The sequence below is a fragment of the Paraburkholderia silviterrae genome (assembly GCF_004353915.1).
Classification (GTDB): Bacteria; Pseudomonadota; Gammaproteobacteria; order Burkholderiales; family Burkholderiaceae; genus Paraburkholderia; species Paraburkholderia silviterrae.
Window position 1 is genome coordinate 188,308 of the sequence record NZ_SMRP01000012.1, and the last position, 15,861, is coordinate 204,168.

Sequence of the window (15,861 nt, forward strand, 5' to 3'; positions counted from 1 at the left end):
GGTACGGAACAGGCCGCGCAAATCCGTTGACCGGCGGCAGGGCTGGTTTCATCGTGTGGGCTAGTCATCACAGTCTCATGCACGCCATGCCCATCAATCCCGTTGCACTGCTGGCACGTCCCTTTCCCGTCATCGAACACGCGTTTTCCCGGCGCGACACCCAGCTTTACGCCCTCGGGTTGGGCCTGGGAAGCGACCCGCTCGATGCGGGTCAATTGCGCTATGTCTACGAGGGGGCGGACGGTCAATCGCTGCGCGCCATGCCGACCATGGCGAACGTGCTGGCGTACCCCGGCTTCTGGGCGCGCGAACCGGATACGGGCATCACATGGCAAAAGCTTCTGCATGCCGAGCAGGAGATCCGCATCCACACGCCGTTGCCGGTTAGCGGCCATGTCAAGGGCGCGACCCGCATCACCGGCCTGTGGGACAAGGGGGAGGGCAAGGGCGCCTTCCTGCAGCAAACGCGCGAGATCACCGACGCCGAAACGGGCCAGCTGCTCGCGACCGTGGCGCAACTGAGCCTGTTGCGCGGCGACGGCGGCTTCGGCGCTGGGGGGAGCGACGGTGCGCCGCCCGCGCCCCACGCGGTGCCCGAGGGCGAGCCCGACTTCGTGTGCGATCTGGCCACGCCTGCGCAACTGGCGCTGATCTACCGGTTGAGCGGCGACTTCAATCCCTTGCATGCCGACCCGGCCGTTGCGGCCGCGGCAGGATTTCCGCGCCCCATTCTGCACGGCATGGCCCTGATGGGCGTGGCTGCGCACGCCGTGCTGCGCACGGTGCTGGCTTACGAAAACACCCACTTCACGGGCATGCGCGTGCGCTTCACGGCGCCGGCCTGGCCCGGCGACACCTTGCGCACCGAGATGTGGGTGCGCGGCAGCACGGTGTCGTTGCGCACGACGGCGATTGAGCGCGGCGTGGTGGTTCTGAACAATGCGCGGGTCGATCTGACCTGAACTTCAATTTATCAGGAGTAGAAAATGGATCTGGGTTTGACCGGCAAGGTTGCCATCGTCACCGGCTCGGCACGCGGCCTGGGAGCCGCTACGGCACGCCGGCTCGCGCAAGAGGGCGCGAAAGTCGTCATCACGGATATCAATGCCGAACTGGCGCAGGCCACGGCGAAGACGCTGCAGGACGAGGGGCTGGCCGCGCATTGCGTGGTGGGCGACATCACGAAGGCCGCCGACGTGCAGCGCCTCGTCGACGAAACCGTCGCGCATTTCGGCGGCGTGCACATTCTCGTGAACAATGCCGGCGCGCCGCGCGACAAGTACCTCGTCAAGATGAGCGAGGACGACTGGGATTTCGTGATCACCGTGATGCTCAAGGGCGCCTTCCTCGCGGCCAAGGCCGTCATGCCGCATTTCATCGAGCAGGGTTGGGGCCGGCTCATCAACATCAGCTCGCGTGCCCACTTCGGCAATCCCACCCAGGCCAACTATTCGGCCGCGAAGGCGGGCTTGATCGGCATGGCGAAGGCGCTTTCCATGGAAGAGGGTCGTTACGGCATCACGGCGAACTGCGTGGCGCCCGGCTTCATGGAAACGGAAATGGTGCAGGCGCTCGCGACCTACGAAACCATCAAGGAGCGCGCCGTGGCCGCGCAGCCCATCAAGCGCGTGGGGAGTCCCGAGGACATCGCCGACGCCGTTGCCTTCCTGGCGAGCGAGCGCGCCGGCTTCATCAGCGGCGAAGTGCTCCATGTGACGGGCGGGCGCTACGGCTGATTTTGCGGTGGCATCACGGATGATCGCTGCCAGCGCATGACAGACAGGCGATGGCGGCGGCGGATTTTTCATGAAGTTCAAGAGGCATTCAAAATGAAACGAGCAGCCATCGTCTCGCCGCTTCGCACACCGGTGGGGGCATTCGGCGGGGTGTTGAAAGGGGTTCCCGTCGAAGAGCTGGGCGCCACTGTAGCGCGCGCCATCGTGGAGCGCACGGGGCTCGACCCGGCGCGTATCGACGACGTGGTCTTCGCCCAAAGCTATGCGAGTGGCGAAACGCCTTGCACGGGCCGCTGGGTGGCGCTGCAGGCGGGCTTTCCGATAGAGGTCGCGGGCATGCAGCTCGACCGGCGCTGCGGCGGCGGCGTGCAGGCGCTCGCGACGGCCGCCATGATGGTGCAGACCGGCGCGGCCGACGTCGTGATGGCGGGCGGCGTGGAAAGCATGAGCAACGTCGAGTACTACACGACCGATATGCGCTGGGGTAAGCGCGCGGGCACCGTCAAGATGCACGACCGTCTGGACCGTGGCCGCGAGCGTTCACAGCCCGAGGCGCGCTTTGGCCGCATCAGCGGCATGATCGAAACTGCTGAGACGCTGGCGCGCGAGTATGGCATTACGCGAGAGGCGTCCGACCGCTTTGCAGCGCGCAGCCACCAGCGCGCCGCCGCGGCGCAAGCGGCGGGCCGGCTGGACGCGGAAATCGTTTCGGTATCCGTACCACAGCGCAAGGGCGACCCGGTGCTCGTGAGCAAGGACGAGGGAATACGCGGCGAAACGACGGCCGAGAGCCTGGCAAAACTCAAGCCTATTGTGAAGGATGGCGTGGTCACGGCGGGCAATGCCTGCCAGCAGAACGACGCCGCCGCGGCCTGCCTGATCGTGGCCGAGGACAAGCTCGAAGAATTGGGCCTCACGCCGATGGGCTGGCTGGTCGGCTGGGCCGCCGCGGGCTGCGATCCGGCGCGCATGGGCATCGGTCCCGTGCCGGCCGTGCAGAAGCTGCTGGCGCGCACGGGCCTGAAGTTCGACCAGATGGACCTGATCGAACTCAACGAAGCCTTCGCCTGCCAGGCGCTGGCCTGCGTCGAGGGGTGGGGCAGTTCCATGGAAGCGCTGGAAGACCGGCTCAACGTCAACGGCTCCGGCATCTCGCTCGGCCACCCGGTGGGCGCGACGGGCGTGCGCATCATGAGCACGCTGCTGCGCGAGATGCAGCGCCGCAAGGCCCGCTATGGCCTGGAGACGATGTGCATCGGCGGCGGCCAGGGCATCGCCATGATTTTCGAGCGCGCCGCATAAGACATGGAACACGGGAGACAGATAATGAGCAATCCTGAATCAAGCCAGGTGTGGCGGCCCGGCCAGCGCGAGTTACAGGGCGCCGGCATCGTGAAGCTGATGCGCGCACTGGATGTGCCCTCGTATGAAGAGCTGATGCGCGTGTCAGTGGACGAACCCGAGCGCTACTGGAATACCGTGATGCGCGAATGTGCCATCGCCTGGGACGAGCCGCCCACGGGCTACGCGGACCTGTCGCGCGGCCCGCAGTTTCCCAGCTGGTTCCCCGGCGGCCGGCTCAACTGGGTCAACACCATCTATGCGTGGGCCCGAAACCCGGCCACCGCGCAGCAAAAGGCCGTGGTGGCGGAGCGCGAGGACGGCAGCGTGAGCGCGCTGACCTATGCGGAGCTGGAAGCGCGCGTGCGCGACTTCGCGGCGGGCCTCGCGCAGCGTGGCCTCAAGCAGGGAGACCGCATCGGCCTCTTGATGGAGAACGGCGTCGAGGCCACCATTTCGCTGCTGGCCATCGTGCATCTGGGCGCGCTGGTCGTGCCGCTCTTCAGCGGCTTCGGGGTCGACGCCATCGTGGCCCGTCTGTCGGCCGCCGAGGCACGTATGGTCATCGCTTCCACGGGCTTTTCGCGCCGCACGAAGCGCGTCGACGTGGAAGGCGCGCTGCGCGACGCGTGGCGGCAGTTGCCGCTGGTCGAACACGTGATCTGGAAGCGCGCCGAAGGCGAAGCGGCTCAGGCCGCCCACGATGCGCGCGACCTGGACTGGCAGGAAACCGCTGCCGTGGCCCGCGGCCAGGGCACGGCGCCCGTGTCCGCTACGCCCGACACGCCCTTCATGGTGATCTACACCTCGGGGACCACGGGCAAGCCCAAGGGTGTCGTGCACACGCACGGCAGCTTCCCGATCAAGATCGCGCACGACTCGCTGATCCACTTCGACGTGCATCCCGGCGACGTGTACTGCTGGCCCGCGGACATGGGCTGGATCGCGGGCACCCTGGTGCTGGGCTGCGCGCTGCTGCGCGGCGCGACGCTCGTGTGCTACGACGGTGCGCCCGACTACCCCGACTGGTCGCGCATGTCCCGGGTGGTGGAGCGCCACAAGGTCACGCACTTCGGGTCCGCGCCCACGCTGATCCGCGGCATGGCGAGCCACGAAGAACTGGCGCTCGCGGGCGACCGCTCCACCGTGCGTCTGCTCATCACGGCGGGCGAGGGCATTGCACCCGAGCACTTCAACTGGTTCCTGCAGCGTTTCGGCGACGGCACCGCGCCCGTCATCAACTACACCGGCGGCACCGAGGCATCGGGCGCACTGCTGGCCAGCGTGCCGATCCGACCGATTCCGCCCAGCGGCTTCAACACCGTCTCTCCGGGCGTGGCGGCGGACGTGGTTGATCCTGCGGGCAACAGCGTGACCGGCGAAATCGGCGAGTTGGCGATCCGCGCGCCCTTCGTGGGCATGACGCAATCGTTCTGGCGCGACGACGAGCGCTACCTGGAAACCTACTGGCAGACCATTCCCGGCATTTGGGTACACGGCGACCTGGCGTTGCGCACGCCTGAGGGTGACTACTTCATGATGGGGCGCTCCGACGACACGCTCAAGGTCGCAGGCAAGCGGCTGGGGCCGGCCGAGGTCGAGGAAGTGGTGCTCGAGCTGCACGACGTGGCCGAAGCCGCCGCCATTGGCGTGGCCGATGCGGACAAAGGCCAGAAGCTCGTGGTCTTCGTGGTGCCCAAGTCCGGCGCGAAGAGCGCGGGCGCAGATCTGGAGGCCGCCGTGTCCGGTCACGTGGACAAGCGCCTGGGGCGTCCCTTCAGACCCGGCCGCGTGCACGTGGTCGAGCAGTTGCCCAAGACGCGCAGCTCCAAGATCATGCGCCGCGTGATCCGCAGCGTGTACTGCGGTTTGCCGCCGGGCGATCTGTCGTCGCTGGACAATCCTGCCGCGCTCGATGAAGTGCGCGCTGTCGCGCCTGCTGCCTGACGCGCCCCTTGTCATGACCACCGTCCGCTCGCTTGCTGCGGTCCATCCCGAGCTGCCGGAGAGGGCCGCAGGGCGGCTCGCCGCTTCGCTTCGGCCTGAGCCGGGGGCAACGATGGTTACCCCGCTGGTGCGTGCGCTGGCGCTGATTTCGGCCTTTGCGCCAGAGGAGCGCTGGCTCGGCAACGGCGAACTCGCGCAGCGCACAGGGCTGCCGCCGTCCACGGTGTCGCGCATCGCTCGCTCGCTCGTGCACCTCGGCTATCTGCGGTACGACGGGGCACAACGCAAATACCGGCTTTCCGCGGCCGTGCTGGGCCTCGGCTATGCAGCCATCGCCCATTCGGCCATTCAGGGGCTGGCGGGCGAGCGCATGGCGGTCTTTGCGCGCCAGCACAAGCTGCACGTGTGCCTCGCGGTGCGCGACCGGCTCGACCTCGTTGTGCTCGAATGCCGCCGCAGCCTCGAATCGCCCGTGACGCTGCCGCTGCGCGTGGGTATGCGGGTGGGGATCGCGCTCTCGCCGATGGGCTGGTCGCTGCTCGCGGCGTTGCCTGATCTGGAGCGCACCTATCTGCTCGATAACGTCGAGCGGCACATGTTGCGCGACTGGGGCCGGCTGCGCCGCCGCGTCCTGCAAGGCATGGCGCAGGTCGGCGAGAAGGGGTATTGCACCGCCATCGGTGAATGGGAGCCGGAGTTAGGAATCCTTGCCGCTTCCGTGCTGCTGGAAGGCAATGCGCCCTTCGTGCTGGTGTGCATCGGCGGCAGCCATGCCATGACTCGCGCGCGCGTGGAGCGCGAACTGGGGCCGCGCCTGCTGGCGATGGCCCATGAGTTGCAATCGGAATTCAACGTGATCGGTCAGTGATAATGCGTCCGGCCGATGCTCATGCGAGAAAAAAATGAAAGTGCTTGAAGGTATCAAGGTCCTCGACTTCGGCCGCTTCATCGCAGGGCCGTTCTGTTCGGCGCTGCTGGCGGACTATGGCGCCGAGGTGATCCGCATAGACCGCGTGGGCGGCGGCGAAGACCGCTTCATCGTGCCCGTGACGGAGCAGGGCGAGGGCGCGCTGTTTCTGCAGGTCAACCGCAACAAGCGCTCGATGACGCTGGACCTGGACAGCCCGGAAGGGCGCGGCATCGTACGCAGGCTGGTTGCCGAAGCCGACGTGGTGATCGCCAACATGCCGCCCCGTACGCTCAAAAGTCTGGGGCTCGATTATGAGAGCCTGTGCAGCATCAAGCCCGACATCATTCTCGTGGCCTCCAACGCTTTCGGCAACAGCGAGGCCGTGCGCGACCGGCTGGGCTTCGATGGGGTGGGCCAGGCGCTGAGCGGAGCCGTGCACATCGCCGGTACGCCGGAACAGCCGCAAAAGGCCATGGTGCCCGTGGTGGATTTCGCCACAGCTTTTTCCTGCGCTCTCGGCACCATGCTCGCGCTCTACGAGCGCCAGCGCAGCGGAACGGGACAGGAGGTCAGCGCATCGCTGCTGTGCACGGGACTGAACATGGCCAGCGGCGCGCTGATCGAGGAAGCGCTGCTGGGCCTCGACCGCTCAGCGATGCTGAACCGCGCGCCCAGCTATGCCCCTTCCGATATCTTCAAGGCCAACGATGGCTGGTTCATTACCCAGGTAATCGGCCGTCCCATGTTCAAGCGCTGGACGCAGCTCGTGGGCCGGCCCGAATTGCTCGACGATCCGCGCTTCGCCGACGACAGGCTGCGCGGCGAGAACGGCGAGTTTCTGAGCGACGTGATGTCGGCGTGGTGCCGCGACCTGTCGCAGGCCGAGGCGTTGGCGCAACTGGAGGAGGCGCGCATTCCCGCCGCTCCCGTCAACTCGCCGCGCCAGGCGCTGGAGGACGAGACCATCAAGGCCGCCAACCTGATTCAGTGGATGGACTACCCAGGTGCGCCAAAGAAGGTGCCGATTTTCGCTACACCCGTGTCGCTGTCGCGCACGCCGCCGGAGATCCGTACGCGCGCGCCGCGTACCGGCGAGCATACCGACGAAATCCTGGCCGGGATCGGACTCGATCCACAGGCCATTGCCGATCTGCGGCTGCGGGAAATTGTTTAGGATTTCATATGGTGTCGAGGTATCTCTATCCCAGCCAGCGCGCATCGGGCCAGCGGCCCTGCTCGAACGTGCTCTTGACACAGTCCAGCAGGACCCCGACCACGCAGCGCACCGGCGCCGTGGCCTGCCGGCTGCTGGGCGCGGCCAGCACGATGGTGCGCCGCAGCCCCGGAGACGTGAGCGGCGCCGCGCTCAGGAGGCCCCGTTCGACCTCGTGCGTGACGCCTACGGCGGGAAGAATCGTCCAGCCATGGCCTTGCGCGACCAGTTCCTTCTGCACGCTGAGCGCGTTGGTTTCGGCAAAGACGCGCAGCGTCACGCCGGCCTCGGCCGCGGCGTGTTCGATCATGGCGCGCAGGCCCTGCGGGGCGGCGGGCAGAACGAACGGCTCGCGCGCGACGCGCGCGAGCGAGAGAGCGCGCTTGTGCGATAACCCCGCCGACGATGCAGCCACCGCCCATAGACTTTCCTCGATCAACGCTTTCACATGCAGCGCGGGCGTTTCCTTCTGGCCGTAGAGCAGGGCGGCGTCCACGTCCCCTGCTTCGAGCCAGTCCTGCAGATGCCCCGCGTAGCCGATGGTCAGCCGCAGGCGAATGTGCGGGTAGCGCCTGGCCACCTCGCCAGCCAGCAGCGTGGCCAGCAGATCCGATGTGCTGGCCAGGAGCCCGATGCTCACGATTCCCGAGACCGGCCCTTCGGTCGGCTGGATCTCGGCCTTGGCGCGCGCCACCTCGTTGAGGATGCGGTGCGCGTATTCGAGCATGGTCTTGCCGGCAGGCGTGAGCTGCATGCCGTGGCGGCTGCGGTCGAACAGCTCCGTGCCCATGTCCTCTTCGAGCAGGCGCAACTGGCGGGACACGGCGGGCTGAACGAGGTTCAGCAGGCTGGAGGCACGTGTGACATTGCCGGTTTCGGCGACAGTGACAAAGGCGCGGAGTTGCTTGAGATCCATCGCAGATACCTCGATACCGAAAACTGATGCTTCGATCAAAGAATTCTATTTTTCTCTATATCCATCAAATATTACTATGGATTCACGCAAGCAACTAACGAGACTTCCTTCATGAGTGCTTCCATTTTTTCCGCCCCCGACCAGTACCAGGAAATCCGCGACGCGGTGCGCGGTCTGTGCAATCAGTTTCCTGCTGAATACCACCGCAAGATCGACGAGGCACGCGGCTACCCCGAGGAGTTCGTCAACGCGCTCACCAAGGCCGGCTGGCTCGCCGCGCTGATTCCGCAGGAATACGGCGGCCCGGGGCTGTCGATGGCCGAAGCCTCCGTCATCATGGAAGAGATTAATCGCTCGGGCGGCAACTCGGGTGCCTGCCATGGCCAGATGTACGTGATGAACACCATCGTCTTCAGCGGCACCGAGGAACAGAAGCAGCGCTACCTGCCCCGCATTGCCGCGGGCGAGTTGCGCGTGCAGTCGATGGGCGTGACCGAGCCCACCACGGGCAGCGACACCACGAAGCTCAAGACCACGGCAGTAAAAAAGGACGGCCGCTGGGTCGTCAACGGCCAGAAGGTGTGGATCTCGCGCGTGCAGCACAGCGACCTGCTGATCCTGCTGGCGCGCACCACGCCGCTCGACCAGGTGCAGAAGAAGAGCGACGGCCTTTCGTGCTTCATCGTCGAGCTGGACAAGGCCATCGGCAACGGCCTCACGGTGCGGCCCATTCTCAACATGGTCAACCACGAGACCAACGAGCTGTTCTTCGACAACCTGGAGTTGCCCGAAGATGCACTGCTGGGCACCGAAGGCAAGGGCTTGAAGGTGATCTTCGACGGCCTGAATGCCGAGCGCACGCTGATTGCCGCCGAGTGCATCGGCGACGGCTACTGGTTCCTCGAAAAGGCCCGCAATTATGCGAGCGAGCGCAAGGTGTTCGGCCGCCCCATCGGCCAGAACCAGGGCATCCAGTTCCCGCTGGCCGAGTCCTTCATCGAACTCGAAGCGGCCAACCTGATGCGCTGGCGTGCCTGCGAGAAGATCGATGCGCGCCAGAACGCGGGCGTGGAAGCCAATATGGCGAAGTACCTCGCCGCCAAGGCGAGCTGGGAAGCCGCCAACGCCTGCCTGCAGACGCATGGCGGCTTTGGTTTTGCCTGCGAATACGACGTGGAGCGCAAGTTCCGCGAAACGCGCCTGTATCAGGTTGCGCCTATCTCCACCAACATGATCCTGGGACATGTGGCCGAACACGTGCTGCAGCTCCCGCGTTCCTACTGACACTCAAAAGGAATACTGAGCAATGAAGATTCTCGTACCCGTCAAGCGCGTGGTGGACTACAACGTCAAGGTCCGCGTCAAGGCCGATGGCACCGGCGTGGACATCGGCAACGTCAAGATGAGCATGAACCCCTTCGACGAAATCGCCGTGGAAGAAGCCGTGCGCCTGAAGGAAAAGGGCGTGGCCACCGAAGTCATCGCCGTTTCGTGCGGCGTGGCCGCGTGCCAGGAAACGCTGCGCACGGCCATGGCCATCGGCGCGGACCGCGGCATTCTGGTCGAAACCGATGTCGAACTGCAGCCGCTGGCGGTGGCCAAGCTGCTGAAGGCCCTCGTGGACAAGGAGCAGCCCGGCCTCATCATCCTCGGCAAGCAGGCCATCGACGACGACGCCAACCAGACCGGCCAGATGCTTGCGGCGCTGGCCGATCTGCCGCAGGCGACCTTCGCTTCGAAGGTCGAAGTCGCCGGCGACCGGGTCGAAGTGACCCGCGAAGTGGACGGCGGCCTCGAAACCTTGTCGTTGTCCACGCCGGCCGTCGTCACCACCGACCTGCGCCTGAACGAGCCGCGCTACGTGACGCTGCCCAACATCATGAAGGCGAAGAAGAAGCCGCTCGACACCATCAAGCCCGCGGACCTCGGCGTCGATGTGGCGCCGCGCGTGAAGACGCTCAAGGTGGCCGAACCGGCGGGGCGCAAGGCAGGCATCAAGGTGGCCGACGTGGCCGCGCTTGTCGACAAGCTCAAGAACGAAGCCAAAGTAATTTAAGGAGCCGATGGAAATGACCGCACTCGTTATTGCAGAACACGACAACGCTTCCATCAAGAGCGCCACCCTGAACACGATTACCGCCGCCGCGGCCTGTGGCGGCGAAGTCCACGTGCTGGTGGCAGGCGAAGGCGCCGCAGCCGCTGCCCTGGCGGCCGCGCAGATTGCCGGCGTGGCGAAGGTCGTCCATGCCGACGGCGCATCGTTGAAGGACGGTCTCGCCGAGAATCTCGCGGCCCAGGTGCTGGCCATTGTTGCCAACAGCGCCGGCAGCTACACCCATCTCCTGTTCCCGGCCACCGCCGCCGGCAAGAACGTCGCGCCGCGTGTGGCGGCGAAACTGGATATGGCGCAGATCAGCGACGTCACCCGGGTGGTGAGCGGCGATACCTTCGAGCGCCCCATCTACGCGGGCAACGCCATCGCCACCGTGCAATCGGGCGATGCCGTCAAGGTCGTCACCGTGCGTACCACGGGCTTCGACGCGGCGCCGGCCACCAGCGGCAGCGCGCAGATCGAAACCGTGGCGGCCGTGGCCGATTCCGGCAAGATCCGCTTCGTGAGCCGCGAAGTGACGAAGAGCGACCGGCCCGAACTGACGGCGGCCAAAATCATCGTCTCGGGCGGCCGCGCGCTCGGCAGCGAAGAGAAGTTCCAGGAAGTCATCACGCCGCTGGCGGACAAGCTCGGCGCGGCGATCGGCGCATCGCGCGCGGCCGTGGACGCGGGCTACGCGCCGAACGACCTGCAGGTGGGCCAGACCGGCAAGATCGTGGCGCCGCAGTTGTACATCGCCTGCGGTATCTCGGGTGCGATCCAGCACCTGGCGGGCATGAAGGATTCGAAGGTGATCGTGGCGATCAACAAGGACGCCGAGGCGCCGATCTTCAGCGTGGCCGACTACGGCCTCGAGGCCGATCTGTTCACGGCGGTGCCTGAACTGGTCAAGGCGCTGTAACGCCTGAAGCTGTTCGAAAGGAAGCTTCCAGCGCTTGATCCATGAGCGCTGGAGGCGGTTCTATTCCGATTCTCTTGATGGAGCGCGAGGCGTATGAGTCCTGATAGCCCCGAATCCTTCGATGCCTGGGTAGGCCGCAGCGACGAAAGCGCGGACCGGATCACCGAGGCGCCCGTCCGTCTCATGCAGGCCACGCTGGACTATGCGGATGCATCCACTCTGCCAGCAACGCTTGCGCCGCTGTGGCACTGGCTGTACTTTTTGCCGGGCGAGCGCCAGTCCAGCATCGGCCCCGACGGCCATCCGAGGCGCGGCGGCTTTCTGCCGCCCATTGCACTGCCACGGCGCATGTGGGCGGGAGGGCGGCTGCAGTTTCTGCGTCCATTGCCAGTGGGCGAACCGATACGGCGTATCTCCACGGTCAAAAGCATTAACAGCAAGTCCGGACGCAGCGGGCAACTGGTGTTCGTGACCGTGCTGCATGAAGTCGGCGACGCAAGCGGCATCGCCATTCGCGAGGAGCAGGATATCGTCTACCGCGATGCACCGGTACCTGGGGCGGCGGCTGCCCAGCCTGCGGCGGCGCCCACCGACGAGCAATTCGGCCGTCTCGTCACGCCCGCCCCCGTGCTGCTGATGCGCTATTCGGCGCTGACCTTCAACGGGCACCGCATTCACTACGACCGCCCCTATGCCATGCAGGAAGAGGGCTATCCGGGCCTCGTGGTGCATGGGCCGCTGATTGCCACGCTGCTTATGGAAACGCTGCGCCGCGCGCATCCGCAGAGGTCTGTCCGCAGTTTCGAATTCAAGGCCGTCAGCCCCTTGTTCGACACTGCGCCGTTCACGGTCAACGGCAAGCTCGAAGGCGGCACGGCGCACCTGTGGGCGCGCGGTCCCGAGGGGCAGTTGGCCATGCAGGCCAGCGCGCTAATCGAATGACACGAAAGACGAGACAAGCCATGTCAGAACCCAATCGCAAAGGCCCGCTCAGCGGCCTGACCGTCATCACGCTGGAACACGCGATCGCCGCGCCGTTCTGCACACGTCAGCTCGCGGACCTGGGCGCGCGCGTCATCAAGATCGAGCGCCCCGGTGTCGGCGATTTCGCGCGTGCCTACGATCACCGCACGCGAGGCCTGGCCTCCCACTTCGTCTGGACCAACCGGTCCAAGGAAAGCCTGACGCTGGACCTGAAGCAGCCCGCGGCCCAAGCCGTGCTGGGCGAGCTGATCGCCGAAGCCGACGTTCTCGTGCAGAACCTCGCCCCCGGCGCGGCCGCGCGCATGGGTTTGTCGTTCGAAAAACTGCACGCGAAACACAAGAAGCTCATTGTCTGCGATATCTCCGGCTATGGCGCCGACGGTCCCTATCGCGACAAGAAGGCCTACGACCTGCTGATCCAGAGCGAGGCCGCCTTTCTGTCGATCACGGGCACGCCCGAGGAGCCCAGCAAGGCCGGTAACTCGATCGCCGACATCGCGGCCGGCATGTATGCCTATACGGGCATTCTGAGCGCGCTGCTGCAGCGCAATCTCAGCGGAGAAGGCTCGCATGTCGAAGTCTCGATGCTCGAAGCGCTGGGCGAATGGATGGGCTTTCCCATGTACTACGCCTATGATGGCCAGGAGCCGCCCGGGCGCAACGGCGCGGCGCACGCCACCATCTATCCCTATGGCCCGTTCAAGGCCGGCGACGGCCGGGTGGTGATGCTGGGCTTGCAGAACGAGCGCGAATGGAAGCTGTTCTGCGAGATCGTGCTGCGTCACCCCGAACTCGCGGCCGATCCGCGCTTCGACGCCAACGTGCGCCGCGTGGAAAACCGCGCAGCCTTGAAGGCGGTCATCGAGCAGACGTTCGCCGGCCTGAGCGCGCAGGAGGTCATTGCGCGCCTCGATGAAGCCCAGATCGCCAATGCCGCCGTCAACCAGGTCGGCGATTTGTGGACCCACCCGCAACTGCATGCGCGCGAGCGCTTTGCCGCCATCGGTTCGCCGGCCGGCGAGTTGCAGGCGCTGCTGCCGCCCGCCAACGTCAACAGTTTCGATGTGCGAATGGATCCGGTGCCCGCGCTCGGAGAGCACAGCGCGGCGATCCTGCGCGAACTGGGGCGCTCGGAGGCCGACATCGAAAAACTGCAGGCCGATGGAGTGATCTGAACCATGTCCTCGACCATTGCATCCGCTGTGCGCCACGCGCGCAGCCTGCTATTCGTGCCCGCCACCCGGCCCGAGCGTTTCGCCAAGGCGCTGGATTCGGGAGCCGATTGCATCATCGTCGACCTCGAAGACGCCGTGGCCGAGGGCAGCAAGGACAGCGCGCGCGAGCAGCTCGCGCAGCACCTGCCGCAACTGACGCCCGCGCAACTGGCGCGCACGATGGTCCGCGTGAACGCCGTGGGCACGCCGTGGCACGAAGCCGACATCGCGCTGCTGCGGGCTTGGGCGGAGCGGGGCGTGACGGTGATGCTGCCCAAGTCGGAAGATGCTGGCGCACTGAGGGCCGTGGCGCAAAGGCTCGGTGGCGCCGCGTGCATCGTGGCGTTGATCGAATCGCTGGCGGGCCTCGACGCGGCCGATGCGCTGGCGCGCGAGTCGCAAGTTGTGCGCCTCGCCTTCGGCCACCTGGATTTTCAGCTCGACCTCGGCATGCGTGCAACGGCCGAGGAGCCCGAACTGGCCTTTGCGCGCAACGCGCTCGTGGCAGCGTCGCGTCGCGCCAGGCTGCCCGCACCCATCGACGGCGTGACCACCGACACCGGCAACGCCGAGCGCCTGGCAGCCGATGCCCGGCGCGCGCGCGCCTTCGGTTTTGGCGGAAAGCTGTGCATCCACCCCTCCCAGGTGGCCGGCGTGAACGAGGCCCTGGGTCATACCGAGGCTGAACTGGCCTGGGCGCGCCGCGTGCTCGAAGAAGCCGCAAAGCACGGCGGCGAAGCGTTTAGCCTGGACGGCCGCATGGTCGATCTACCGGTGATCCGCGCGGCCGAGGCGATTGTCGCCGTCGCGCAAAAATAATCGCTACCGGCGCCCGTTCCAGCGGCGCGCGGGGCGAGTCTCACTCAAGAAAACACGATGAATAGCAAAGACCTTCTGGCCCAGTACGGCCCGCGCGAGTCCATGGAGTACGACGTGGCGATCGTGGGCGGCGGCCCCGGCGGCCTGGCCACGGCCATCCGCATCAAACAACTGGCCGTGGAAAAAGACCAGGACGTCTCGGTGGTGGTGCTCGAAAAAGGCTCCGAGCCCGGCGCACACATCCTCTCGGGCGCCATCATGGACCCCAGGGCGCTGACCGAACTCTTTCCAGACTGGCAGGAGCGTGGCGCGCCGCTGAACCAGCCCGTCACCGAGGATGCCTACGTCTTCCTCGGCGAGCGATCGTCCTGGCGCGTACCCAACTTGATGCTGCCGCCGTTCGCACACAACGAGGGCAATTACATCATCAGCCTTGGATTCCTGACGAAATGGCTGGCCGAACAGGCCGAGTCGCTCGGCGTGGAAATCTTCCCGGGCTTTGCCGTAGCCGAGGTGCTTTACAACGACGACGGCTCGGTGAAGGGCGTGGCCACGGGCAACGTGGGCATCGGCAAGGACGGCGAGCCTGGCGCGAACTTCCAGTTGGGCATGGAACTGCATGCCCGGTACACGATTTTTGCCGAGGGCGCGCGAGGCCACCTGGGCAAGCAGCTCATCTCGCGCTACCGGCTCGATGCAGGGCGCGATCCGCAAAGCTTCGGCATCGGCATCAAGGAGCTGTGGGAGATCGACCCCGCCCGCCACCAGCCGGGTTTCGTCATGCACTCGGCTGGCTGGCCCATGGACAGCAAGACCTACGGCGGCGCTTTCCTCTACCACCTCGACAGCAACAGGATTGCCGTGGGCTTCGTTACGGGCCTTGGCTATACCAATCCCTGGCTGAGCCCGTTCGAGGAGTTCCAGCGCTGGAAGACTCACCCCGACATTCGCCGTTATTTCGAGAACGACGAGGGCGAGATCACGGCGCGACGTCTCTCGTACGGTGCGCGCGCCATCAACGCCAGCGGCCTCAGCGCGTTGCCCAGGTTCGTGTTTCCGGGCGGCGCGCTGGTGGGCTGCGATGCGGGCTTTCTCAACGTGAGCCGCATCAAGGGCAGCCACGCCGCCATCAAGACCGGCATGCTGGCGGGCGAAGCCGCCTATGCGGCCGTGACGGCAGGGCGCCAGCACGACGAACTCACCGCCTATCCTGAAGCCTTCGAAGCGAGTTGGCTCTACACGGAGCTGAAGAAAGACCGCAACTTCAAGAACTGGTTCCGCTATGGCCTGACCACAGGCACGCTAATGAACGGTTTCGAGCAACTCGTGCTGCGCGGACGCATGCCCTGGACGCTGCGTCGCCGCAAGCCCGACCACGCCTGTCTCAAGCCGGCCAGCGAGTGCAAGCCCATCGCCTATCCCAAGCCGGACGGCAAGCTGACGTTCGACCGCCTTTCGAGTGTCTTCATCAGCAATACCAATCATGAGGAGAATCAGCCCACGCACCTCACGCTAAAGGATGCAGCCGTGCCGGTGACCGTCAATCTGGACCGCTACGCGGGTCCTGAGGCGCGTTACTGCCCGGCGGGCGTCTACGAGTTCCTGGACGACGCGATGGAAGGCGGCAAGCGGCTGCGGATCAATGCGCAGAATTGCGTGCACTGCAAGACCTGCGATATCAAGGACCCCACGCAGAATATCGTCTGGGTCACGCCCGAGGGCGGAGGTGGTCCCAACTATTCGGGTATGTGAGGGAGCATCGGAGCG

14 protein-coding genes are annotated in these 15,861 nt (G+C 66.0%); 13 read left to right on the top strand and 1 reads right to left on the bottom strand.

Going from position 1 to position 15,861, the window contains the following annotated elements:
• Positions 1–86: 86 nt before the first annotated feature.
• From EYW47_RS23230 to EYW47_RS23255, 6 genes are all read left to right on the top strand, one after another.
• Positions 87–962: a MaoC/PaaZ C-terminal domain-containing protein gene (locus tag EYW47_RS23230; protein WP_133197230.1), complete on the top strand. Its 876-nt coding sequence runs from the start codon at positions 87–89 to the stop codon at positions 960–962.
• A 24-nt stretch (positions 963–986) separates the two neighbouring features.
• Complete coding sequence (locus EYW47_RS23235) at positions 987–1,736, top strand: SDR family NAD(P)-dependent oxidoreductase (RefSeq protein WP_133197178.1); 750 nt, start codon at positions 987–989, stop codon at positions 1,734–1,736.
• A gap of 93 nt (positions 1,737–1,829) precedes the next feature.
• The gene (locus EYW47_RS23240; protein WP_133197179.1) at positions 1,830–3,038 is read left to right on the top strand and encodes an acetyl-CoA C-acetyltransferase; all 1,209 of its coding nucleotides are present in this window, start codon (positions 1,830–1,832) and stop codon (positions 3,036–3,038) included.
• Positions 3,039–3,062: 24 nt separating this feature from the next.
• A complete protein-coding gene (locus EYW47_RS23245) occupies positions 3,063–5,024 on the top strand; it encodes an AMP-binding protein (protein ID WP_165976657.1) in 1,962 nt (653 codons plus the stop codon).
• A gap of 13 nt (positions 5,025–5,037) precedes the next feature.
• Positions 5,038–5,892, top strand: a complete 855-nt coding sequence (locus EYW47_RS23250) for an IclR family transcriptional regulator (protein WP_133197180.1) — start codon at positions 5,038–5,040, stop codon at positions 5,890–5,892.
• Positions 5,893–5,926: 34 nt separating this feature from the next.
• Positions 5,927–7,108 (top strand): CaiB/BaiF CoA transferase family protein, encoded by a 1,182-nt coding sequence (locus EYW47_RS23255; RefSeq protein WP_133197181.1) that lies wholly within the window; start codon positions 5,927–5,929, stop codon positions 7,106–7,108.
• 25 nt (positions 7,109–7,133) lie between these two features.
• Here EYW47_RS23255 and EYW47_RS23260 read toward each other — a convergent pair whose 3' ends face one another.
• Entirely contained in the window at positions 7,134–8,063 is a 930-nt protein-coding gene (locus tag EYW47_RS23260) for a LysR substrate-binding domain-containing protein (RefSeq protein WP_133197182.1), read from the bottom strand.
• Positions 8,064–8,174: 111 nt separating this feature from the next.
• Between EYW47_RS23260 and EYW47_RS23265 the strand changes: the two genes are divergently transcribed.
• The 7 genes from EYW47_RS23265 (at position 8,175) to EYW47_RS23295 (ending at position 15,846) form a co-directional block, all read left to right on the top strand.
• Entirely contained in the window at positions 8,175–9,347 is a 1,173-nt protein-coding gene (locus EYW47_RS23265; RefSeq protein ID WP_133197183.1) for an acyl-CoA dehydrogenase family protein, read from the top strand.
• Between the two features lie 22 nt (positions 9,348–9,369).
• Positions 9,370–10,119, top strand: a complete 750-nt coding sequence (locus tag EYW47_RS23270; RefSeq protein ID WP_133197184.1) for an electron transfer flavoprotein subunit beta/FixA family protein — start codon at positions 9,370–9,372, stop codon at positions 10,117–10,119.
• A gap of 13 nt (positions 10,120–10,132) precedes the next feature.
• Positions 10,133–11,077 carry an electron transfer flavoprotein subunit alpha/FixB family protein gene (locus tag EYW47_RS23275; protein WP_133197185.1) on the top strand — a complete coding sequence of 315 codons (945 nt, stop codon included), beginning with the start codon at positions 10,133–10,135 and terminating at the stop codon, positions 11,075–11,077.
• A gap of 93 nt (positions 11,078–11,170) precedes the next feature.
• Complete coding sequence (locus tag EYW47_RS23280) at positions 11,171–12,019, top strand: HTD2 family dehydratase (protein ID WP_133197186.1); 849 nt, start codon at positions 11,171–11,173, stop codon at positions 12,017–12,019.
• A gap of 20 nt (positions 12,020–12,039) precedes the next feature.
• Complete coding sequence (locus tag EYW47_RS23285) at positions 12,040–13,236, top strand: CaiB/BaiF CoA transferase family protein (RefSeq protein WP_133197187.1); 1,197 nt, start codon at positions 12,040–12,042, stop codon at positions 13,234–13,236.
• Positions 13,237–13,239: 3 nt separating this feature from the next.
• Positions 13,240–14,094 carry an HpcH/HpaI aldolase/citrate lyase family protein gene (locus EYW47_RS23290; protein ID WP_133197188.1) on the top strand — a complete coding sequence of 285 codons (855 nt, stop codon included), beginning with the start codon at positions 13,240–13,242 and terminating at the stop codon, positions 14,092–14,094.
• Between the two features lie 57 nt (positions 14,095–14,151).
• Positions 14,152–15,846: an electron transfer flavoprotein-ubiquinone oxidoreductase gene (locus tag EYW47_RS23295; protein ID WP_133197189.1), complete on the top strand. Its 1,695-nt coding sequence runs from the start codon at positions 14,152–14,154 to the stop codon at positions 15,844–15,846.
• Positions 15,847–15,861: the final 15 nt, after the last annotated feature.

What these genes read in the sequence shown, in the direction of transcription:
- EYW47_RS23250 (WP_133197180.1), top strand. Translation starts at nt 5,038, where the DNA reads ATGACCACCGTCCGCTCGCTTGCTGCGGTCCATCCCGAGCTGCCGGAG.
- EYW47_RS23285 (WP_133197187.1), top strand. Translation starts at nt 12,040, where the DNA reads ATGTCAGAACCCAATCGCAAAGGCCCGCTCAGCGGCCTGACCGTCATC.
- EYW47_RS23265 (WP_133197183.1), top strand. Translation starts at nt 8,175, where the DNA reads ATGAGTGCTTCCATTTTTTCCGCCCCCGACCAGTACCAGGAAATCCGC.
- EYW47_RS23230 (WP_133197230.1), top strand. Translation starts at nt 87, where the DNA reads ATGCCCATCAATCCCGTTGCACTGCTGGCACGTCCCTTTCCCGTCATC.
- EYW47_RS23270 (WP_133197184.1), top strand. Translation starts at nt 9,370, where the DNA reads ATGAAGATTCTCGTACCCGTCAAGCGCGTGGTGGACTACAACGTCAAG.
- EYW47_RS23275 (WP_133197185.1), top strand. Translation starts at nt 10,133, where the DNA reads ATGACCGCACTCGTTATTGCAGAACACGACAACGCTTCCATCAAGAGC.
- EYW47_RS23290 (WP_133197188.1), top strand. Translation starts at nt 13,240, where the DNA reads ATGTCCTCGACCATTGCATCCGCTGTGCGCCACGCGCGCAGCCTGCTA.
- EYW47_RS23255 (WP_133197181.1), top strand. Translation starts at nt 5,927, where the DNA reads ATGAAAGTGCTTGAAGGTATCAAGGTCCTCGACTTCGGCCGCTTCATC.
- EYW47_RS23280 (WP_133197186.1), top strand. Translation starts at nt 11,171, where the DNA reads ATGAGTCCTGATAGCCCCGAATCCTTCGATGCCTGGGTAGGCCGCAGC.
- EYW47_RS23295 (WP_133197189.1), top strand. Translation starts at nt 14,152, where the DNA reads ATGAATAGCAAAGACCTTCTGGCCCAGTACGGCCCGCGCGAGTCCATG.
- EYW47_RS23240 (WP_133197179.1), top strand. Translation starts at nt 1,830, where the DNA reads ATGAAACGAGCAGCCATCGTCTCGCCGCTTCGCACACCGGTGGGGGCA.
- EYW47_RS23260 (WP_133197182.1), bottom strand. Translation starts at nt 8,063, where the DNA reads ATGGATCTCAAGCAACTCCGCGCCTTTGTCACTGTCGCCGAAACCGGC.
- EYW47_RS23245 (WP_165976657.1), top strand. Translation starts at nt 3,063, where the DNA reads ATGAGCAATCCTGAATCAAGCCAGGTGTGGCGGCCCGGCCAGCGCGAG.
- EYW47_RS23235 (WP_133197178.1), top strand. Translation starts at nt 987, where the DNA reads ATGGATCTGGGTTTGACCGGCAAGGTTGCCATCGTCACCGGCTCGGCA.